Annotated in this window: 18 protein-coding genes; 7 read left to right on the top strand and 11 right to left on the bottom strand. The window is 47.6% G+C overall.

From position 1 onward, the window contains the following. Positions 1-59: 59 nt before the first annotated feature. Positions 60-536: an isoprenylcysteine carboxylmethyltransferase family protein gene (locus MHN31_RS01465; protein WP_239443256.1), complete on the top strand. Its 477-nt coding sequence runs from the start codon at positions 60-62 to the stop codon at positions 534-536. A 99-nt stretch (positions 537-635) separates the two neighbouring features. Here the strand turns inward: MHN31_RS01465 and MHN31_RS01460 are convergent, their stop codons facing one another. The 4 genes from MHN31_RS01460 to MHN31_RS01445 form a co-directional block, all read right to left on the bottom strand. Beyond that, a complete protein-coding gene (locus tag MHN31_RS01460; protein ID WP_239443255.1) occupies positions 636-1,268 on the bottom strand; it encodes a hypothetical protein in 633 nt (210 codons plus the stop codon). Positions 1,269-1,411: 143 nt separating this feature from the next. Next, a complete protein-coding gene (locus MHN31_RS01455) occupies positions 1,412-2,638 on the bottom strand; it encodes a threonine/serine exporter family protein (RefSeq protein WP_125557397.1) in 1,227 nt (408 codons plus the stop codon). A gap of 135 nt (positions 2,639-2,773) precedes the next feature. After that, positions 2,774-4,009, bottom strand: coding sequence for a glycosyltransferase (locus MHN31_RS01450; RefSeq protein ID WP_239443254.1), 1,236 nt, complete (start codon positions 4,007-4,009; stop codon positions 2,774-2,776). Further along, entirely contained in the window at positions 4,010-5,023 is a 1,014-nt protein-coding gene (locus tag MHN31_RS01445) for a LacI family DNA-binding transcriptional regulator (RefSeq protein ID WP_125557392.1), read from the bottom strand. Between the two features lie 324 nt (positions 5,024-5,347). Between MHN31_RS01445 and MHN31_RS01440 the strand changes: the two genes are divergently transcribed. Further along, complete coding sequence (locus MHN31_RS01440; protein ID WP_239443253.1) at positions 5,348-7,801, top strand: prolyl oligopeptidase family serine peptidase; 2,454 nt, start codon at positions 5,348-5,350, stop codon at positions 7,799-7,801. 2 nt (positions 7,802-7,803) lie between these two features. Here MHN31_RS01440 and MHN31_RS01435 read toward each other — a convergent pair whose 3' ends face one another. Further along, complete coding sequence (locus tag MHN31_RS01435; protein ID WP_125557388.1) at positions 7,804-8,652, bottom strand: DMT family transporter; 849 nt, start codon at positions 8,650-8,652, stop codon at positions 7,804-7,806. 260 nt (positions 8,653-8,912) lie between these two features. On the opposite strand from MHN31_RS01435, the gene MHN31_RS01430 reads away from it, so the two are divergent. Then, positions 8,913-9,653, top strand: coding sequence for a metalloregulator ArsR/SmtB family transcription factor (locus MHN31_RS01430; RefSeq protein ID WP_230090687.1), 741 nt, complete (start codon positions 8,913-8,915; stop codon positions 9,651-9,653). Here MHN31_RS01430 and MHN31_RS01425 read toward each other — a convergent pair. The 4 genes from MHN31_RS01425 to MHN31_RS01405 form a co-directional block, all read right to left on the bottom strand. Then, positions 9,650-10,435, bottom strand: a complete 786-nt coding sequence (locus tag MHN31_RS01425; protein ID WP_239443252.1) for a class I SAM-dependent methyltransferase — start codon at positions 10,433-10,435, stop codon at positions 9,650-9,652. The two genes, MHN31_RS01430 and MHN31_RS01425, sit on opposite strands and share 4 nt — an antisense overlap. Before the next feature lie 97 nt (positions 10,436-10,532). Then, positions 10,533-11,615, bottom strand: a complete 1,083-nt coding sequence (locus MHN31_RS24140; RefSeq protein WP_040645652.1) for a methyl-accepting chemotaxis protein — start codon at positions 11,613-11,615, stop codon at positions 10,533-10,535. 170 nt (positions 11,616-11,785) lie between these two features. Continuing rightward, entirely contained in the window at positions 11,786-12,622 is an 837-nt protein-coding gene (locus MHN31_RS01410) for a GGDEF domain-containing protein (RefSeq protein ID WP_125557384.1), read from the bottom strand. A gap of 62 nt (positions 12,623-12,684) precedes the next feature. Then, positions 12,685-13,107, bottom strand: coding sequence for a DUF3429 family protein (locus tag MHN31_RS01405; RefSeq protein WP_239443251.1), 423 nt, complete (start codon positions 13,105-13,107; stop codon positions 12,685-12,687). A gap of 221 nt (positions 13,108-13,328) precedes the next feature. Between MHN31_RS01405 and ahpC the strand changes: the two genes are divergently transcribed. The 4 genes from ahpC to MHN31_RS01385 all read left to right on the top strand — a co-directional run bounded on the left by ahpC (position 13,329) and on the right by MHN31_RS01385 (position 19,755). After that, positions 13,329-13,898 (top strand): alkyl hydroperoxide reductase subunit C, encoded by a 570-nt coding sequence (gene ahpC / locus MHN31_RS01400; protein ID WP_010380696.1) that lies wholly within the window; start codon positions 13,329-13,331, stop codon positions 13,896-13,898. Positions 13,899-14,008: 110 nt separating this feature from the next. Then, entirely contained in the window at positions 14,009-15,580 is a 1,572-nt protein-coding gene (gene ahpF / locus MHN31_RS01395) for an alkyl hydroperoxide reductase subunit F (RefSeq protein WP_239443250.1), read from the top strand. 295 nt (positions 15,581-15,875) lie between these two features. Then, a complete protein-coding gene (locus MHN31_RS01390; RefSeq protein ID WP_125557378.1) occupies positions 15,876-16,409 on the top strand; it encodes a hypothetical protein in 534 nt (177 codons plus the stop codon). 10 nt (positions 16,410-16,419) lie between these two features. Then, on the top strand, positions 16,420-19,755 hold the full coding sequence (locus MHN31_RS01385; RefSeq protein WP_239443249.1) for a carboxypeptidase-like regulatory domain-containing protein: 3,336 nt from the start codon (positions 16,420-16,422) through the stop codon (positions 19,753-19,755). Positions 19,756-19,915: 160 nt separating this feature from the next. Here MHN31_RS01385 and MHN31_RS01380 read toward each other — a convergent pair whose 3' ends face one another. Both MHN31_RS01380 and MHN31_RS01375 read right to left on the bottom strand, forming a co-directional pair. Beyond that, positions 19,916-20,107, bottom strand: coding sequence for a hypothetical protein (locus MHN31_RS01380; RefSeq protein WP_125557374.1), 192 nt, complete (start codon positions 20,105-20,107; stop codon positions 19,916-19,918). Positions 20,108-20,246: 139 nt separating this feature from the next. After that, positions 20,247-20,843: a hypothetical protein gene (locus MHN31_RS01375; protein WP_239443248.1), complete on the bottom strand. Its 597-nt coding sequence runs from the start codon at positions 20,841-20,843 to the stop codon at positions 20,247-20,249. Between the last annotated feature and the right edge of the window lie 166 nt (positions 20,844-21,009).

Here is a 21,009-nt window from a genome sequence, read left to right as displayed (position 1 = left end):
AATAATTGCGGTATATCAATCAAGTGACACATTTTGCTGATAAGGAGTACGAGACGAGTATGTCAGATATCAGGATTCACCCGTTAGATACCCGGATCCCGCCTTTAGTCGTACTCTTGTTGCATTTGATCCTTAGTTGGGGGCTGGTACAGCTATTCGGTGTTGTGGAGTTGAGTGAGACGATAAGGCTGTGTGGTGCTTTTCTACTGAGTTTTGTTGGCGTGGGAGTCGCACTGGCTGGCGTGATTGCATTTCGCCGCCACAAAACCAGCGTTGATCCGGTACATATAAGTAAAGCCTCTACCCTGGTGACCAGCGGCATATATCGCATTACCAGAAACCCCATGTATGTGGGCTTCCTGTGCTTACTATTGGCATTTAACTGGTATCTCGCTGCGCCAGTGGGGACGCTTGCAGCACTGAGTTTCATTGGTTATATAACTCGTTTTCAAATCAAACCAGAAGAGCGCTTCTTACTTAATCGTTATGGACAAGCATACAGAGACTTTCTGGCCACAACCCGGCGCTGGCTCTAGCGTGATACCAACTTCGCTTAATACCTGTTCAATTGGAAGGAGCAAGCATGGCGCTTTCTGGCCTCAAAATAGAGCCCTTAATTAAGCAAGTTGGCATGACTATTTTGTTGCGACTTGCCTGAATTGCGCTCTGATATCATCCGGCATTCCCCAAGAGTACTGCATCAAGATCGTATCAAACACAGCTTGCCAGGCGGTGCTTTGGCTATCATGTAATTGATTTTTCTGTTTGCTGAGTAAGCGCTTTATTTCTGACACATTATGATAATCGGGCCAAATGGCCTGTGCTGCGCTAAATTGAGAGAGTGCCTCGGAAATATCCCGTGCCAGGATAGCGTTAAATCCAGCCCGTTCATATTGGTCGACCTGTGCTTTTCTGTTCGGTACAGACTGCGTCTCTGTCAGTAATACGCTCTGTTTTACGTTAGACAGTTGCTTGGTCAGGTTAACCTGAATACCATCTACTTTTTTGAGTAATGTTGCTGGCTCCTGGCTGGCCTGAATGTCTTTTTTGAGCTGTGCTATCTGTGCCTCGTAGTTGCTGCTGATATCTTCAATTTGTTTACCCAGCTTTAATCCAAACGCATCTATCTCTCGTTGCTCTATTATTTTGAATAACTTATCGCCATAGACAGCAAAGGCGAGGATCAAGATAGCGGGCCACAAAAAGACTTTGATGTAATCGAGCACCAGCCGATAGACTGCCAGTTTTTGTTCTGTGTTGTCGTTCATGGTGAGCTCCTTTGCACCAGAGTGTGACTTTGATTGTCACCCAAATTGCGTTTGAAGCAAAGGGGAGATTGAGTGAACGGCCGCATCTACAGGCAAAGAAACCATTTGGCAACACCCCGACTGCTTAGGTGTTGCCAAACGATTTACAGGCTTTTCTTCGGTGGCAGTGCCACGTTGGCAAAGATAAGGCCGGCAATCAAAGACATGAAGATCAAAAAGGTCTGCTGGCCGATGTGGTCGGCTGCGACAAAGCTCTGTCCTTCAATTAGCGAGTTTAAACCAATATAGGTTTTTGATCCGGGTACCAACACTATCAGTCCCTGCATCGCGACAATCGAGGCGGGCGCGTTGACGGTGCGGTTAAACACATTACTGAACACGCCTACGGCAAATGCGCCGACAAAAGTCCCCAGTGAATAGTCGAGGTAGATTGCGGAGCCTATGCTGGCTGCATAGGCAATAAAACCTGACGCAATTGACCAGCTGGCGTGTTTCAGCTTAGTGCGGAAAATCACAATCAGGCTGCTACACAATAGCAATATTGCCATCCAGGCTGTCCATTTCGGGAGCGGATCGGGCTGCACATAATCGCTTTGTCCAAATAGGAAGAAGCCAATACTGATGCCTAAAAACGCACCAAAGTACAGTTTAAACAGCAACATAATGGCGTCCATGACCCGAGCTGTCCCCGATACTAAGTGGCGTGCGGACAGTTCTGCAAAGCCAAGTGCCAGTGCCAGACCAGGTATAAATACGATTATCGCCGAAAGTACGACCAGTCGGATATTAACCATAGGATCCAGGTACGACGAAATCGCACAGGCAGCCAGCGCAGAAGCGATTGCCACCACAGGCTCCAGCATGTGCGTAACGCGCTTTGAGCGAGTTGACCAGAGGACGAAGATAAAGACCAGAATCGACAACACCGCAGACCAAAGCACATCATTCCAGCTGGTGCCCATTAGCATTGCAAAGGCACCTCCTGACACTGCAAACGCGATACCCGTAAGTAGCCGTCCATAGGGATCTTTTGCCTGAGTTATGGCATCCAGATTCTGATCTGCTTGCTCGACACTGAGTTCGCCTGCCAGCATTCGATTTACGACATCATCTGTGTCGGCCAGTGAGCCAAGGTTGTGGTCACCGGGCTCTACGCGGGCAACATGGGTGTACTCATCCTCGTGTCCTTCAGTCCAGATCACAAAAGTGACGGACGTTGGAGACATAACAAAGGACGACTTAAGCCCCAGGTGGGTGGCAACTTCCATCAGGTGGGCTTCCAGGCGATAAGCCGGGGTTCCGTATTGATGAAGCATTTTGCCTAATTTAACAATAAACTTACGTTTTTGTGTAAAGGTGGCTGAGTTCAACGGCGTGTAACCTAATAATAAGTAAAAATCGACAGCGACTTAGTGAGTAAGGAAGCTAACAGCTTGTTTCGCCTCCCTACCCAGTTTAGGCAATAACCTAAGTTGCCGCGAATTCTAACCACTTCTCACGTAAATTCAACGCATTTTATTTGCATTTTTTGCTTCAATCCATTGGGACATATATTGGGTACTGCGAAGTGTGTGGTGTCGCAGCATACTGCCGGTGAAGTTTGCCTGCCTGTGTGGGCCCAAATTGGTCAGTAGATTGGTAATCTTTTGTTTTAGTTGAGACTCTAAAGGTCGCTTATCATAACGCGCCTGTAGCAGGGCCAGCCCGTTTTGTTGCGCCTGCTGATAGCGTGTTTCATCCTGGTATAAGGCCACCGCCTCGGCAGCAAAGGTTTGTGGGCAGTTGCTTATCGCACCGTGCCAGGGCAGGTCGCCATGCATGCCCTCTGCGCCAATTTCTGTGGTCACGCAAGGTGTTTGTGTGATCATTGCTTCGAGCAATTTACCTTTGATTCCGGCCCCAAAGCGCAGTGGAGCAAGGCACACTTTACTTTGTGCCATTACACTCAGTGCATCTTTTGCCCACCCTTTGATCAAAAAGCCGGTTTTAGGATTGTGTAATGCAGTTGCCTTGGGTGGCGGGTAGGAGCCATAAATGTGTAGCTCTGCATCTGGCAGTTGTTTGCGGATCATCGGCCAAATTTGCTGCAGGTAAAGTACCGCATCCCAGTTTGGGGCGTGGCGAAAATTACCTATGGTCATAAAGTGCTTGCGGGTTTGAAAGTCTGGCACTGTATTATCAAGTGCACTCAGGTCAACCATAAATGGTAAGTGATGTAATAGGTCGGCGGATACGCCAAACTGAGTAGTGAGCAACTGGTGTTCAAAATCAGAAATGATCAGTGATAAATCGCAACGCAAAATTGCGGCGATCTCCCGTTTAGCCAGCTCGCTGTCGAGCAGGCTATTCAGGGTGAAATCTTGCTGAGTGCGATGTGCCGCATGGCGTGCGTTGCGAAGACATTGCAGGTCCTCGGTGTCGAGGATTTTAAGCGCATCGGGTGCAAATTTATCGACCCGCCAGCCAAACTGTTCTTCCATCATAAAACGGTCAAACATCACGATATCAGGCTTAAGTTGCGCGATATAGTCGTCAAAACTACTGCAATTGAGAGCGATGGGGGTACAGGTGATCTGTTCCTGACTTAAATCCGCCATATGCTCTGTTTGCTGGGCCGGGCTGGCAAATTCAACTTGCCAGTTCTGCGCGCGGAAAAAGCGCAGTAAGGACATCATATGACTGCCGGCGGCCGACGAGTTCGGCTCCGGCCAGACATAACCTATTACTAAAACTTGTGTCATTTAAATGGAAGATTCTCTGAGTTGCAGCGATACATCCACCAGGGTCCGTACCGCAGGTTGCGATTTATTCATAATTTCTGCCAGTGCCTGGCAGGTGCGTTTACCGATGTCATCTGCATCAATTCGCACGGATGACAAAGCGGGTTTCATTAATCTGGAATCGGCCAAATCATCAAAACCAACTACTTTGATATCTTTGCCTGGCGTGAGCCCGTGCTCTCGCATTGCTTCCATTACACCATAAGCAATGACGTCACTAAAACAGACGATAGCCTGAGTATCCGGGGATTGCGAATACAGAGTATTAAACGCTTCGCGACCTCCCTGGCGGTTGGTCTGAGCGGTAATTTCAGGCATGGGTTCGGGGACTTTGCGTAGTGTGAGTGCGCTGCGAAAGCCAGCTAAGCGTTCATGGTAATCCGAAATCTCGGGTGTACCGCCGACAAAGGCCAGGCGCTGAATCCCCTGTTCGAGTAAATGCATGGTGGCCAGGTGTGTGCCTTTTTGATTATCGGGCAGAATACAGGGGGCGTTACTGTAAGGGATCTCCCGCATAATATTGATAACAGGGAAACCAGAATCGACGAGTTTATTGACCCACTCCATAGTTGTGCCCGGTGCCGGCACCATGACAAACGCGCTGACATTGTATTCTTTGAGCGTATTGACGACCTGTTGCTGACGCGTCAAATCTTCACTGGTATTCACCAGCATAGGCACCATACCCAGTGCATAAATGTGCTTTTCAAGACCCACCGCCAGCTGTGCGGAATAAGGGTTAGTCAGGTCGTTGATCACCAATGCGACCAGGTTGGAGCGCTTACTACGCAGTGCTGCGGCATCACGGTTATAGACGTAGCCTAATTTTTCTATGGCAGCGAGTACCTTTTCCCGGCTCTTGTCGCTGACTTTGTCGGAATGGGTAAGGACTAGGGAAACGGTCGATTTAGATACTTGCGCTTCTCTGGCAACATCGAAGATGGTTACTTTGTCTGGCTTTTTATTGTTGTTCATAATGGCCTGAATAGCTGCTCAAACGGTTGACGAACGCTTAGTTTACCGTAACTTCGCGCCTAGATGCACGTTATACCACTAACATTAGTGCATAACCAATCTGAAGGCTTTAATTGGTCGCTAACGGTATTATAAAATTCTCATTCAGAACAACTAAGTATCAGATATTTTGTTGTTTTAGCGACGAAAATTTTTGTGCTCCGGGTTGACCTGTGAATTGCGTGGATTGCTATTAAACTAGTGCACATTTAGGTAATTTCGTTATATCATGAGAGGTTGAGATAAGAATTCAAGGGTAGAAAAGTGGTGAAAAAGAGCCCGGCTTTGCTGTTTTTTTTAGCTTGTTGTTTGTGGGTTAATACTGCGCTGGCGGCATCGGAAGGTTATCAGGTGCCAAGAGAAGAAATTGCGCAACTGGTAGGTGTGCCGCCAACGCCAGAGGTGCTGCTCAATGAGCAACATGTCTGGATGGCGCTATTAACCAAGCAAACAAGCGTGCAACGGCCAGATGAAGCAGGTCTGCGTTACGGCAATTTACACTTCGATCCCACTACCTTTATGCGGCTGGGCGTGGTGACCTATTCAGGCCTGAGCTTTAAACATGTTGCGACGGGTGCCGAAGTAAAAGTAGAAAACTTGCCACCTGGTGAAGTATTTGCTCCACGGTGGAGTGCAGATGGTCGCTATCTGGCCTTTATCTTGCGCACCAAGCAGGATGGCCGTTTATGGGTCTATGACATCAAGCAGCGAGAACTACGCGCTGTGTCTCGTTTTCCACTTAATGGCGTAACCACGGAAGTCCCTTATCATTGGCTGCCTGACAGCTCCGGGCTGGTGGTCAATAGTGCCGTTAACCACACCGGAGAACGGCAACAAGCAGCTCTTCAATCTCGGCTGAGCGGACCGGTTGTTGCGCAATCACATGGTGCACTTAGTGTTGTGACTGACACTACAAAAAGCCTCTCTACAGAAGCTTTTGCGCATTATGCACAGGGACAGCTAATTAAGGTGCCGTTGCAAGGTCGGTCCGTCGCCATTGGCGGCCCGGCTTATTTCCACCATTTTACACCCTCACCTGATGCGACTAATCTGCTGGTGGCCATGTCCTTACTCGAAGCGCCACAGCAATCACAGCCGCTACAGCGCACGCTGGCGAATCACCCGAGTGTCTGGCAGGTTTGGGGGATGACTGGATTCGCGTTATATGAACTGTATCGACCAGTAATGCCACCCGAATCTTTAAGTGAAGAACAAAATGTGCTGGCGGCTATTTCAACACCTCCGGCTGTTCCAATGCGTAGCCATTTCCAGTGGCGTGCAGACAAGGGAGCAACTGTTGTCTGGGCGCAAGAAGGTGATGCTGAGAACGCGTATGGCCTGTACCATATCTCGTCGCCATTTAAGCGCGCCCCTCGATTGTTTATGGCGCTTCAGGAGCCTCTGGTGTCTCTGAACTGGGGCGATTCTAATATTGCCTTACTCACTCAGGCAGAAAGCGAGCGTTTCTGGCGGACTTCTGTGATCAATCCATTGGCACCGCAACGCAATCCCCTGGAGGTCGCGAGATATAAAGTCGCTGATGCGCAGTCTGAGCAGTGGCTGATGACCCGCAACGATTTGGGTGCCCCGGTTCTGAAAGTTGTGGGCAGCAGATATTTGTTTATTCAGGGAACAGAAAAGGTGCAGAGCGAGGAGTTACCCTTTCTTGACCGGTTTGATGCCAGAGCCAATACGCGTACCCGGATCTGGCAATCTGAGGCGCCTTATTTTGAGCAGTTTGTGGCGTTACTGGATGATGAAGGCATGCGCTTCATCACGTTGAGGCAGTCTAAGCAAGACCAGCCAAATTACTTTGTGCATGATCGGACATTTAATTCTCAGGAGCAGATCACACATTTCAGACATCCGTACCCTGCGTTACGCGGTTTGTCCCGTGAGGTGCTGAGCTTTGATCGTGGGGATGGCACACAAATAACAGGTACGCTCTATTTGAGCGCAAACTATGATCCCAGTCTGGGTCGGGTACCTGTCTTGATGTGGGTAAAATCGCCAGAAAAGACACAACCAGCATTTAGCTCCCCTCATTACTTTGTGCCTCTGGATCCTCTTGGCCCTTTGCCCCACCTTTCGCAAGGTTATGCGGTATTTGAAATAGACGGGTTCACTTTACCTGACGAGCAGGGCAATGCGGCTCAGTTACGGAAGCAGTGGCAGTCTACGGCTCAAGCCGCAGTTGCGGTATTAGCACAACAGGGCATTGCAGATGTTAGTAAGGTAGCAATTGGCGGGCAGGGGGCCGGTGCAACTGTGGTCGTTGATTTGCTTGCCCATACAGATTTATTTGTTACCGGTTTAGCGCGCAGTGGTACTTACAACTTTACGCTGGCCCCTTTTGCCTATGAGCAACAAATTGGCACCTTTTGGCGAGATCCTCAAGCTTATCTGACAGCATCACCTATGACATATGCGGACAAAATTAAAGCGTCGTTGCTTTTAGTCCATGGCTACCAGGACCGCCAGCCTGGGCGCTTTGCAGTGCAAAGCGAGCGCTTATTCAGCGCATTGAATGACTTGGGTAAACGCGCGCGCCTGGTGTTGTTGCCAGAGACAGATCATGACTACACAAACCGACAGGATGTGTTACACATGTTGTGGGAGCAGCAAAGTTGGCTGCAACGCCATTTTGATCCATTGCCGTTGATTGAAGAAATCAACCAGGTGCCAGAGGCGTTGCGATTTGAGCTGGCGCCCGAGTCTGTCACGCCCTGGCCGATGTAATTCTATTGTTTGGCGGACAACGAGCTACCTAATGAAGCGGCGATCACCATAAAGATCGCCAGCCACTGCCAGGTACTTAGTAGTTCTCCTAAGATCACTAAGCCAGCCAGCGCTGCGATGGCCGGCTCCATACTCATCATAATACTAAAGCCCTGGGCTGGCATTTTCTTTAACGCAACCATTTCAAGGCTATAGGGCAAGGCACTTGATAATAATCCAATCGCAATACCAAGAGGGATCAAAGACCAATCAAGCAATGCCGTTCCCTGTGATACGACCCCAACGGGAACAACGGCAAATGCCGCAACACTCATACCGATTGCGACTGTCGCACCGCCACTCCCGTGACCACCACTTTTCTTGCCAAACAGAATATAACCTGCCCAACACGCGCCGGCGGTGAGTGCAAGCAATACGCCGATCGGGTCCAGGCCATCTACTTCGCCCATCTGCGGCAGTAACAGCAATATGCCTGCAAGCGCCAGTGCTACCCAGAGGTAATCTCGTTTACGTCGGGATGAGAATAATGCCACCGCAAGTGGTCCGGTAAACTCCAGTGCGACACCAATGCCAAGCGGGATGCGTTCTATCGCATAATAAAATGTCAGATTCATAATACCCAGGCTTAGTCCATATAAAATCACTGGACGCCAGTTTTTGGGCAAATGCCGCCAGGGCCGAAAGACCAAACATAATATCAGTGCCGAAAATCCCAAGCGATAAGCCGTCGTGCCCTCTGGCCCGACATGAGGAAATAGCTGTTTGGCAATTGAAGCACCAGACTGAATGGTAACCATAGCCAGTAACAAGCACGCGATGGCATACAGAAAGCTTTTGTTTAAAACATGCATCGAGAAATCTCGCTATAAATAAAGGCCGCCAGTCTACTTATCAAAATGGTACTGCTCAATAGTTTTGTATACATTATTCCGTAATTTCCGATTTTGAATAATTCGAGGTGACTTTAATTTAAAAATAATTATCAAATTGTATTTTTTTCTTATAAATGGTGTATTCGTTTTACTTTAAGAGCCTCGTATTTTTGTGTCCGGATATTAACTGTCCCTCAGTTTCATTATATAATCGTATTCGTATATAGGAGAGCCGTGCAGTGAAAAGTATCTATTTGAAAGGTGAAAATCCAGACCTGATTTGGTTAGTTGGTGCTTTGTTAAAGCATCATAATCCAGATGTCTTGCTGGGTAATACGATGACCACGCAACAGATCAGTTTTGGGGCAAAACAAGCGCTATCCGAGTTTGGACTGAGCAGAAACCTGAGCTTCAGTCAAAACGACGTTAATGAGGAAGAGTGCGATATTATGCTTCACCTTACTCAGGGGGCATGCTCTGAACAGGAAGGAAAACAAACACCGCAAACACTGTTCTGGCAACTTGCTTTAGAGGACGTTGATGCGTCTTTTAACCCATATCGTAAGGCTTTATATGAGTTAAATTGTAAAGTGCGTAATCTGTTGGCTGAGCCGCAACAAATCGAGCCCATTACCCCAATGGCTTTTTATAAAGCTATGAGTGACGAGTTAAGGCTGAAAACGCTGCTGCTGATTTTGCAGGAGCAGGAGCTGTGTGTCTGTGAGTTGATGGTGGCACTGGATGAGCCCAGTCAGCCTAAGGTGTCCAGGCACCTGGCACAACTCAGAAAAGCGGGTATTCTGACTATACGAAAGCAAAGTCAGTGGGTGTACTATGCATTGAATTCAGAGTTACCAGGCTGGATGCAGCAAGTTTTACAGCGTACTTTGCTTGGAGAACCCGCTAGTATTGAGATGGAGCTGGCCAGGCTAGACTTGATGGGAGACAGGCCTGCGCGCCAACAAAGCTGTTGTGCTTAGCGTGCATTGAGGTAGGTGAGCCAGTCATTCTCATGCCTGAGCATCATTGCATGCTTTTTTGACCCCAAATGCGCGAGTTTATCTTGCTCGCTCAAAAAGGGTCCTGCACGGCACAGAGCACAATGATTTTGTGTTAGGTAGGGCGGCAGATAAAGCGACTCGCGCAAAACTGCGTGAGATTTTGTCGACCAGTAATAAGTGATGCCGCTGGTATCTTTAACATGTTTATCTCTGTCTACATTGCGGATCCGATAGCCCTCGAATGCATCTATATTGAATTCACTCTGGCCCAGATAATGGTAGTCCAACCCGTTACATAGCGAGTCCTCTAGATTCCATTCACAATAAGGTTTGACATCTTTCGAGGTGATCAATGCGAGCATTGGGCCTGCCGGGTCAAGCGCAAAGCGGTGGCTGAAATCGATAAAGTTACGTAACAAACGTCGATTCAGTGTGTTTGTCGATAGTGGCTGAGCATCAAATGCCTGTTTGCTGGTAAATGCTGGGATTAAAGGAAACTGGAAAATCACAGCATCAAACAGCTTTCCTTGTAAGGCTTCCCAGCAGCTTGGATTATTGACGTCAAATTCGCTCAGCACAGGCACATTTGAATCGCGCAAATGGTCCAAAGCATGAAGCTGGTATTTGTTTCTTAGGGTGGTTTCATCGTCATAGATACTGGCACATAAATTACCGGGTTTTAACTGCCTGCTCAGTGATAAAGAAAAGCTTAGATCACCATCGCCAACGGTCAAAATGCGCCAATTTGCATCTATTAACATAACAATACTACCCAGGAAAATAACAAAGGCGCGATGATAGCAGATGCAAGGTGGGGGATAAACCTGGCGACTCAGATCTGAGTCGCCAGAGATAAAACTAGTGTGTTACTTCATCTAATAATCTGAGCACGTCACGACTCGCCTGTTCCATGCGATTAAGTTCGCCGATGGCTTTTTGCTTTTCACCGGCAACAAACAGAGTCATTGCTTCGACACCGGCACGATGGACCTCTCTATGTGGGCCGTCAATACGATTGAGTAATCCCGATTTATTCATCACTTTGCCTGCTTCACCACTGAGCCACTTACCCAGACGACAGCTTGTGTGATCGGCAAACTCTGTGATTTGCTTGTTACTATTGCCTGCAATGACGCCGTATACTTCACCTTTCCATACAACATGATCGAGCTTTGCTGTTTGTACAAAAGTTTGCAGCGATGCTGAGACAATGGTTTGCTTCATAGAGCCGCAGCAACTGACAATATTACCGTACTCATCGTTGAGGTGGGCAATACTTGAAGATAAATCGTTGTTGGAGTTTTGGATGACATTCACCCCATCGACAGTAAGCTGAGTTGTATCAATGATTTTCTTTACCAGATCTGATACTTCGTTTGCTGATTCGTTGGTATTGTTTGCCAGCGCCCGAACCTCATCAGCAACCACACTAAAACCTCGGCCAGCTTCACCGGCACGGGCTGCTTCGATAGCGGCATTGAGCGCGAGAAGGTTAGTTTGATCAGAGATTTTTGAAATCGTGGTGACAAAAGTATTAATGTTATCTGCCATATGCGACAGGCCAGAAATATTGTCGGTCATGCTGGCCATGTTGGTCGACAGGCTGGACATGCCCGAGAGGATTTTTTCCAGTGACGACTCAGAGGTTTCAAACGAGGCACTGACCTGAGAAATAGAGCTGCTCTCTTCTTCTATCTGATGCAGGCTGCGTAGCACGGCGTCACGTACTTCGTGGATCTGACCAAGCCCGGAAAGTGCACATTGTAAAAGCTGATTGTCCGTGTTGTCGTTTAATTGCTGTTGTGCTTCAACAAGCTCATTTTGCATTGCTTGTTTTTCTGCCTCCAGTTGCTCATATGCCTGTCGTTGTGCGGCCAATTCTGCTTTCAACTGTTGGATTTCCGATTGTTGACTGGTATTGGCAAAAAGATTCTTTAACACTGAGGTTCCCTCGACTATCAAAACTGCCAGCAGCATAACAGTCAAGCCACTAAAGTGCTAGATTTATGTAAATAAACAATGAGCTACATAAAAAATAAGTAAAAACAGCCGGAGCTGGATATAGTTAGAACACCGAAAACTACATAGTTAATACTAAGTATTTATCTGTGTTATCTGACGGAGGTGCGGATACTTTTATTAGCTTTGTTCTCATACATACCGATATCGGCCTTGTGGAGTAATACATCCGGGTCTTCAGCTGGGTCGGCCGCAGTTCTGCCTATGCTCACCCCAACCCCATATTCAAAGACCTCCTCTACCAACTGCGCCCGCAGGGCATCTTCTTTTAATACTGTCTCACTGGTAAAGGCCACGAACTCATCGCCACCTATCCGAAAGCAGGCATCTGCTGTGAATTCTCGGGTCATCGCTTCAGACACTTTTTTTAGTATTTTATCGCCAATATTGTGACCATATTTATCATTGGCTTGCTTAAAGTTATCCAGATCGAAGTAATACAGGTAAGCACTGGAGCTACACAAACGCTCAAATTGCTCAAAGCAGGCACGTCGATTTCCCAGTCCGGTCAATTCGTCGTGTGTTGCATCAAACTTTAACTTTTGTTCCAGCTTTTGGCGCTCTTCAATTTCGTGGTTGAGTGCACAGATGGTTTCGCGTTTTTGCTTAATAATAGTATGCATGCCGTAGCACACCAGCAGAAAGCCCAGATGCTTTAACGATGTGTCAAAGGTGTTGACGGGGATAAGCTCAATGGTCATCAAATCATCAAGGAGATCCAGTAACAGGCCAATACAGTAGATCCCCCAGGCATATAAAAGCAGCTTATGTTGCAGGTGAGGCAGGCTGAACACCAGCACAGTTAATGAAATGGCAAACCATATCAGCTCTTCTACCGTTGCCCCAAAAGAGGCATGATTGCCGTAGAGTAAAATGATGACACAAGCCGTTGCAAGCCAGATCAGGGCCAGTAGTAATTTTTGACGCATGCGCAACCCTCCGTATCCCCTTTAGTTATAGCAGGTTTTAAACGGGCTGTAGCACTGTGAGTTTACCCGGCAAATTCAACTGCCTGTGCGACCATGAATAAATGGCTGACAAAGACAACAGAAGTTAGCGTGAAGCGCATTTTTTGATAATCCTGATGTGTCTCCTGCCAGGCCGGAGCGCTGCGTTCAAAAATCAACACCAACCAATAAGCCACTGACAGGTAGCTTAACACCACAACCTGAGACGCGACGGCAAGCAATGGGAAAGGGACGATCACGAGTATGGCGACTACGGCACGTTGCTGTGACTGCTCCCCCGGACGCCATAAGCTGCCAGCCAAAAAGGCCAAAACGCCCAGGCTGTAGTAGCTAAACGCGTCGATAACGGCCGTTGAGCTGCCAACCATTAATGTGAGTGCGACACAGAGTAGAAAAGGAATAAAGCCAATGTAGGCTAGCATAATGTGGTTAAAGTATGGGTGCATCCAAGTCTCTTAAAAGTTTGTTCTGACTAATGTTTTAATTATATCTGATATACGCATAAACTTTGCCAAAGTTTCATCAATTTTTTGGATTACAGTAATCCGAACAATCCATTTTAATAATATTTAAATCCCCCCTATCTTAGTAATCACACAGAGACAACATGGCTGATACAGCATCAGACCTGTGACCCTTTAACCTAAAAACTGAGAGAGAAAAAAACATGACTACCTCTTTGATTAACACCCAGATCCAACCTTTTAACGCAACCGCTTTTCACCATGGTGAGTTTGTTGATGTGAGTGAAAAAGACCTGCTTGGCAAATGGTCTATTGTCTTTTTCTACCCGGCCGATTTCACCTTTGTATGTCCTACCGAGCTTGGTGACTTGGCGGACCATTATGCACAATTACAAGAGATGGGCGTTGAGGTTTATTCCGTGTCAACAGATACACACTTTACGCACAAAGCCTGGCATGACGCGTCAGAGACCATCAAGAAAATCCAATTCCCAATGATAGGCGACCCGACAGGCAAAATTACCCGCAACTTCGGTGTGATGATCGAGGAAGAGGGACTGGCGTTACGCGGTACTTTCGTCATTAACCCGGAAGGCGAAATTAAAGTGGTTGAAACCCATGACCTGGGTATTGGCCGCAGTGCCAAAGAGCTGGTCCGTAAAGTTCAGGCGGCTCAGTACATTGCCTCACATGACGGCGAAGTATGTCCTGCTTCATGGCAGCCAGGAGAAGAGACCCTTGCTCCGTCATTAGACCTGGTTGGCAAATTATAATCAGTCACGGTGTTCGGGCCGAGTTGGCCCGACCCTGTTAACCCGCAGCAAACTCACCCCTGGGGGTCGAAGAAAATGGTCTATTGGCATAAATTTCGAGGATGTACAGAATGTTAGACAAGCAAATTAAAAGTCAGCTGCAAACCCATTTTGCTGCACTGACCGACCCAATTGAGCTGATTTTAGCGCTGGATGACAGTGACAAGTCAGCAGAGGTGGCGTCACTGGCACAGGAGTTAGCTTCGCTTAGTGATCTGATCACACTGGTGCAGGCGCAAAGTAGTGAGCGCACACCCAGCATGACCATTTACTCGCCAAAGCGAGATACTCGGATCGAGTTTGCCGGGGTGCCCATGGGGCACGAGTTTACCAGCCTTGTGTTGGCACTGTTGCACAGTGGTGGGCATAAGGCAAAAGTGTCTGAGCAGGAATTGGCGGTGATCCAGTCACTGCAAGACGAACTGCATTTTGAAGTTTATATATCTTTGAGTTGCCAGACTTGTCCGCAAGTTGTGCAGGCACTTAATTTAATGGCCGCACACAACCCTAAAATTAAAGCGACGATGATTGACGGCGCGCTGTTTCCTGACGAAGTTGCGCAGCGCAACGTGTTGGCGGTACCCAGTGTATTTTTAAATGGTGAGCTGTTTAGTCAGGGCGCAATCACATTGAGTGATGTACTTGCCAAGCTGGATAACACGCTGAGTGAACAACAAGCTCAGGCGCTTGGCCAAAAGTCGGTATTCGACGTATTGGTTGTTGGCGGCGGACCGGCAGGTGCTGCGGCAGCCATTTATTCGGCCCGTAAAGGTCTTAATACAGGTGTTGTGGCAGAGCGTTTTGGCGGTCAGGTCGCAGATACAATGAGTATTGAGAATTTTATTTCTGTGTCAGCCACGCAGGGACCCAAACTGGTTGCTCAGCTTGAAGAGCATGTGAACGATTATCAAGTAGACGTGATGAAAAACCAGCGTGCCAGTGGCTTGTCTGTGGGCAATAATCTTGAGCTGACGCTGGAAAATGGGGCGACACTAAAGGCCAAATCTCTGGTGATAGCGACCGGTGCACGCTGGCGCACAATGAATGTGCCTGGCGAACAGGAGTATAAAGGGCGTGGTGTTGCATATTGCCCACATTGCGATGGGCCACTGTTCAAAGGTAAATCTGTTGCGGTCATTGGTGGTGGCAATTCAGGTATCGAAGCGGCCATTGACCTGGCAAATCTGGTAGAGCATGTCACTGTGCTGGAGTTTGCTGACACGTTGAAAGCCGATGACGTTTTAATTAAAAAGGCATACAGCCTGAGCAATGTGACCATTATTACGAATGCACAAACGACCGAAGTGCGAGGGGATGGGCAAAAAGTCACCGGGCTGACCTATATTGACAGACAAAGTGACCAGCAACATCAGCTTGAACTTGCCGGGATATTTGTACAAATAGGTCTGATCCCCAATACTGAATGGCTGGAAGGCAGTGGCATGGCACTGACCCCATTTGGTGAAATTGCCATTGATGCAAAGGGGGCGACTAGTATACCCGGTGTATTTGCCGCAGGTGATGTAACCACTGAGCCCTTTAAGCAAATTATTATTGCGATGGGCGGCGGGGCAACGGCCAGTCTGAGTGCATTTGATTACTTGATCAGACATCAGTCAAATTTGGCTGAAGAGGCGGCCTGAAGAGCGCATAGATAACCCAAATTACACCCAAGTCTGTACTCATCTGAGTACAGTTAAGCCACAACTGGATTTGCACTGGTTGTGGCTTTTTTGTCTGTAAGCTTTACAACCATGAGGTTCGACTATACTTGCGGATGTACTTCTATGTGCTGACGATAGGTCACTTTGATTATTGGGCTTGCGCAGGTCGGACAGTATGCAGTAAAAGTGAGCACAGCACCTGAAGAACATGGTGATATGGCAAGGTATCAGTACAGTGCTATATCAGTCTGCATACGTATACAAGGCTGCAACAATGAAAACCTCAATCGCGTCTGGTGCCCCGCGAAATACCTTAGGTCTGGTTTTTTGCTCGTCACTGTTACTTGCGCTGGCTGGATGTGGGGTTGACTCCCCCAGTGCAAGTACTACTAACACTCCACCGACTCAATCAGATCCGCCACAGTCTGATCCACCTCAATCCGATGCGCCTACAACAAAAGGCTACAAGGTAGAGCTGAGTGCAACTCAGTCAATATCGGCTTATGAATTAAAACTGGACTTTAGTGTTGCACCCAATGAAGGGTCAATGTCCATGAGTAACAGTTTTATTGTGTCTGACGGCACTCTGGTTGCTTTGGGCCCTGTGTCGACAGAAGAAGGCAAGTCTTTGCATTTTGGTGCACTTACCTATGGCAATAGTAGTGGTTTTACAGGCTCTGCAGAAGTACTGACATTTGAAGTCAGTGTAGACTCAGGCACGACGCCTGAAGTGTCAAGCAGTAAAACACTTTGCATGAATCGTCTGGCGCAGCAAGTTAATTGCAGCATTTCGGTCAGTGAACAGTGAGGGCGTTACAATGAAATATTTATATATTACAGCGCTACTGAGTTTACTGAGTGCACCTGCTTTAGCCACTGAAGGGTCGACAGCAGGTGAAAACTATGACAAATCACTGGCTCGTTCAGTCCCTGTTGAACAAGCAGCGGCTGTTGGTATGACGCCGATTACTTTCAGTGAATTTCCCAATGGCACAGCGATTACCAACCAGTATGCTGATCGAGGTATTATATTTGGCGGTGATTCACCGTTTATTACATCAGACAGTGCTAATCCAACAACCCCAGTGTTAAGTGGGTCCCCGAGGTTCAACGGAGCCATTGAAGGGCGTTTTGTTGATCCGCAAACAGGCGAGCCGACAACCGTAAACAGTTTTTCTTTAGATGCCGGGTATTTTGACAACTTAAGCTCGACCCGGTTGCAGTGGTTTAACCCGGAAGGTCAATTGATCAGAGAAGTGCTGGACTCACAGTTTGGGATTGAGCACTTTTCGATTCGGGACGAAAACATAGCCTCATTTCGGATAGAGATCATTGCTCAGGAAGATGCTGGTTATGCAATTGATAATGTCGCATTTAACCTTATGGATGCCGCGTTTGACCATACCTTTAACCTGGATAAGGTGATTTTGTCACCAGGCTCTCTTAGCGCAAACCAATTCTCTGTGTATTTTAAAAACTTGGAAGCGCTTAACGGTGCTGCGCTTGCGGATGTCTGTAATTATCAGTTCCATGCCGAAGATAGCAGTTTGAAAGTCACGGCTCAGAACTGTGATGTTAGCACGGATAAAAAGACATTCCGCATCGATTTTGCTTTGACTCAGGCGCCTTATAACCTGAGTGGCGCTCAGGTTTCGGTGTGTAAAGAGGAAGAGTGTGAAGTTATTGACGATGTCAACAATTTGAATGTGTACACCACGGCATTTAACGTTTCTACAGATGGCTTTTCTTTTCAAAATGGCGATTGGAACCGCTTTATGCTTACCGAAGTAAAAGATGTTTCTTTGTCTTCATTCTTATGCTGGAAGTTTGATCGTTGTACACCCGACCAGTTGTCTTACCTGGGCTTCATGCGCAAAGTCGCAAGGTCTTTTGCACAATTCCTGGCGCCGGCAAATAAACGCAAAGCGTATGATGTGATTGGTTATTACCGGCTGGAAGATTATACCCAGGGTCTGAACAGGCTTGACCGGCGGTTTCTCGGTGTATGCCATGGTATGGCAGCATCGGCAATTGCCAACTACAACAATGCCAGCGAAGGGGTAGCTTGGGGAGCTAACATTGATGCGACATTAACGCGTGCCCAGCTAACATCAACCTTCCAGAGCCACTGGGACAACCGCAATAGTGAGTCGCCCAAGCCCTATGTTAAGGCTGTGGGCAGTTACGATGTGAAATCGGATGCTGCGGATGCTTTTCATGGCTTGTCTAAAATCGGTTATTACTTTTTGTCGCAGTCTGCGTTTAAAGGCAGTGCCTGGATAGGATCTCACCCGCGTACCATATTCCCGGGGATATCCGCGATGAATGCGTTTTATTCGCCGCACTTTATGGAAAACAAAATTGCCAGTCTGCGCTTTAGCATTAACCGTCCGAAAAGACGCGGCGGACACTCTATTCTGGCTGCTGGCTTGATCCAGTATAACGATGTGTCTTTGTACATTACCCATGATAATAACTTCCCTGGTGAATATACCATGATGGAGTTTACCAATGGGCTGACATTGAAGCATTTCATCTTCTTCGGTGCGCCACAAAGCGACAGTGAAAAGTATGATCAACATGGTGACTTTAAACTGACAAACTACTATAGCGCGTCGAGCTATGCGCAATTTGGTGCTTATACCGATGTCACAGATCAGCTGCGCATTTATGGCCAACCGGGTGCCAGTGAACGTGCCAATGATGTTCAGAATGCAGAGGATGAGACACCAGTCAGTGTGGTTGAGCTGGAACATCCACAGCATATTACAGTGTTAATTGCAGGGGGACGGCTTGTTGGTGTTAATAAAGTGAGCGACCAAAGTGCTGTCGTATTGCAGCCTATTCTGGACGAGCCTGACACGATGCAAGCCTATCTGAAAAACGCTGAGCTGGTTACCGAGTTTATCTTGCCCTTAACGGATACTTACTCAATTCAGGTGGAGAAATACCCTCAGTATCCCGAAGTTGAAGTGTATGTCACCATTCCACAAACCAATGGCAAGGTACTGGTACTTAACTATGAAGATGTACTGACTCAGAGTGACGAGGACAGTGCCACTGTGCAGCTGAGCGTTGGTCAGGAAAATGAGAATGCCAATATCAGTATTAACGGCGTAGCTCAGGCTCCGACGTATGCTGAGGAAAGCAGCTTTGTTGTGGCGCAGGTTTCTGCACTCAAGGCCATAGTGAATGGACCTGTTGTTTCGCTGAGTTGGCAAAACCCGCAAGGCAGTAACCTGAAGGAAGTGGTGGTGACCAGAACGGTGAACAGTTTGCCCACCTCTATAGACGATGGCGCTAGGATCTTTACCGGTTTAGAGTCGGAGTTTGTTGACAGTGCATTTGCCAATACGCGCTATTACTACAATGTTTATTCGGTTGCTGATGATTCAACTTCTGAGCCCAACAGTATCTATGTTGATACGCACCAGGCAACCTTGCACGGTAAGGTTTCAGATGCCAGTGAAATGGGGATCGCCAGTGTCGAAGTGGTGTTGACCAATGGCGTTGGTTTGAGTCAGGTCGAAATTGCGCGTCAGCTAACTGATACCAACGGCATCTTTAGCTTTGCTAATCTGGCTAAAGGCTTGTATAAGCTCAGTTATAGCCACGCTTCTTACCGTTTTGATGTTTCAGACGATGCGGTTAATCTGACTGAGCCCAGCCAACAGGTGAACCAGCTTGGTGTGGCGGTGCCGGTTTTGTTAATCAATGTGGAGAATGCCATCGGCTCTGAGCAGCAGGTTAGTATCAATTGGTCGGGATTACATATCGCTGATTCAGACACTGTTGATATTGTTTATCAGGTGGGAGATGAGACGACTGAAATTGCCACTGGTGTTGCATTCTCTCAGGGTCGCTACTTGTGGGATGTATCTGCCCCAGGTGATACATCGATATCAGTGCAAATTATGCTGAGTGATGACAAAACCGTGATCAGTGAACAACAGGTTTTTGTTCTAAAAGAAGTCAGCCCGTTTGACTTTAGCGGCGATAGTGTTTTATCCGCGGATGATGTGACAACGATTGTAACCGGATGGTCGGCTACGACGGGCGATACACAATTTGATCCGCGCTTTGACCTAAATGAAGATGGAGAGATTGATCTCAAAGATATTATGCAGGTAGTCGCTGCGCTTAATCAGGAGTAATCCGTGGAGTAATCCATGGAGTAACCAAAGTTTGCTCAGGCCGCGCGTGTTGCCCGGCTTGAGCAAACACCTCGTATGTGTTGTATGTCAGTGTCCTAACCGCATCTAAGTTGAGATTGCAAGGCGGTTCCACAGTTTACAGCACAGCGAGACTCATCAATTAACCCCAGATAATACAATCCGGTCGATTGTCTTTAAATGTCCAGCACGCATTAATTGAATTGCAAAAGTTAGTATTCGGGCAGTTAGGCAAGCCTGTTGCTGCGCCGCCAATCTGAGGGGTTTGCTGAGGTGACAGCTGATTGTTTTGGGATAGCGACTTGATTTTTTTCTTGTTTAAATTGAGTTTCATGCTCATTTCCTTTGTAGTGAGAAAAGCCCAATGCCGGGCTCCGTTATGTTGACCTCCCGCGCACTTCGAAGCGAGCTGGAGGATGTATACCAACCCTGCCTTTGAAGTAAGCCATTAATAGGGTTGGTGTTAATTCCTGTTATTGTGTTGTATTCGTCTCCGCCTCCGGTGCGACTTCATGCCAGGAGAACTCGTCGTAAAAGTTAGTGCAATTTAGGGTGACCTCAGCGGCATTTGCCAGGTAGAGCTGATTAGTATCCGACTGAGGATAAGTAAAGTAGTTGCTACACTGAGCGCTTTGACCTGGGCCGATTACTACCTGAGTGCCTGCTTTTAAAGTGCAACGCACCAGCATATCCAGTGGTGAGTACTTGGGACAAATATTGAATTCGGCCCGGTATTGCGCAACCCCTCCGAGCGGTTTCTCCAGTGACCACCACTTGCCGAATTTAGACCCTTCGTAGGTGCTGTTCCAGGCTCGCCAAATAATGAGATCTTTGCTTACTTCATAGTTGCGTGCGTTACAAAGCCCACCCTGACCGGGCGGGGCAATCACGTTTCCAGGTATGCTCTGTGCTGGCAGTGGGACCAGGTTTGGGTGTTTGAGCTCCGTGAGCGGACAGCTTGCCTCGACACTGGCATTTGTCGACGGTGTTGGGGCTGGTAGCTGGCTGCAGCCTGTGAGTATCAGCAAGGAAAGAGACGTTGCTACGCCAATCTGAATTTTCCTAATCATTATATTAATTTAAATGCAAACTTTTAATAACTATATGGCGTTTTAAATCAGAATAAAAGAGTGTTGGAAATTTTAAGTTAGTGATTTTGTCTTACTGTTTGTCTCGCAAGAGCGATTTATCGTGTTGAACATGATGACCGGATACGAAAGGCAATCTGCTGCGCCT

This window comes from Pseudoalteromonas sp. McH1-42 (assembly GCF_022347845.1).
Taxonomy (GTDB): domain Bacteria; phylum Pseudomonadota; class Gammaproteobacteria; order Enterobacterales; family Alteromonadaceae; genus Pseudoalteromonas; species Pseudoalteromonas rubra_D.
The sequence above is the reverse complement of the archived record's forward strand: the minus strand, read 5'-3'. Positions and strand labels throughout refer to the sequence as shown.

What these genes read in the sequence shown, in the direction of transcription:
- MHN31_RS01385 (WP_239443249.1), top strand. Translation starts at nt 16,420, where the DNA reads ATGAAATATTTATATATTACAGCGCTACTGAGTTTACTGAGTGCACCT.
- MHN31_RS01450 (WP_239443254.1), bottom strand. Translation starts at nt 4,009, where the DNA reads ATGACACAAGTTTTAGTAATAGGTTATGTCTGGCCGGAGCCGAACTCG.
- MHN31_RS01435 (WP_125557388.1), bottom strand. Translation starts at nt 8,652, where the DNA reads ATGCATGTTTTAAACAAAAGCTTTCTGTATGCCATCGCGTGCTTGTTA.
- MHN31_RS01405 (WP_239443251.1), bottom strand. Translation starts at nt 13,107, where the DNA reads ATGCACCCATACTTTAACCACATTATGCTAGCCTACATTGGCTTTATT.
- MHN31_RS01445 (WP_125557392.1), bottom strand. Translation starts at nt 5,023, where the DNA reads ATGAACAACAATAAAAAGCCAGACAAAGTAACCATCTTCGATGTTGCC.
- MHN31_RS01425 (WP_239443252.1), bottom strand. Translation starts at nt 10,435, where the DNA reads ATGTTAATAGATGCAAATTGGCGCATTTTGACCGTTGGCGATGGTGAT.
- ahpC (WP_010380696.1), top strand. Translation starts at nt 13,329, where the DNA reads ATGACTACCTCTTTGATTAACACCCAGATCCAACCTTTTAACGCAACC.
- ahpF (WP_239443250.1), top strand. Translation starts at nt 14,009, where the DNA reads ATGTTAGACAAGCAAATTAAAAGTCAGCTGCAAACCCATTTTGCTGCA.
- MHN31_RS01375 (WP_239443248.1), bottom strand. Translation starts at nt 20,843, where the DNA reads ATGATTAGGAAAATTCAGATTGGCGTAGCAACGTCTCTTTCCTTGCTG.
- MHN31_RS01460 (WP_239443255.1), bottom strand. Translation starts at nt 1,268, where the DNA reads ATGAACGACAACACAGAACAAAAACTGGCAGTCTATCGGCTGGTGCTC.
- MHN31_RS01380 (WP_125557374.1), bottom strand. Translation starts at nt 20,107, where the DNA reads ATGAAACTCAATTTAAACAAGAAAAAAATCAAGTCGCTATCCCAAAAC.
- MHN31_RS01410 (WP_125557384.1), bottom strand. Translation starts at nt 12,622, where the DNA reads ATGCGTCAAAAATTACTACTGGCCCTGATCTGGCTTGCAACGGCTTGT.
- MHN31_RS01465 (WP_239443256.1), top strand. Translation starts at nt 60, where the DNA reads ATGTCAGATATCAGGATTCACCCGTTAGATACCCGGATCCCGCCTTTA.
- MHN31_RS01390 (WP_125557378.1), top strand. Translation starts at nt 15,876, where the DNA reads ATGAAAACCTCAATCGCGTCTGGTGCCCCGCGAAATACCTTAGGTCTG.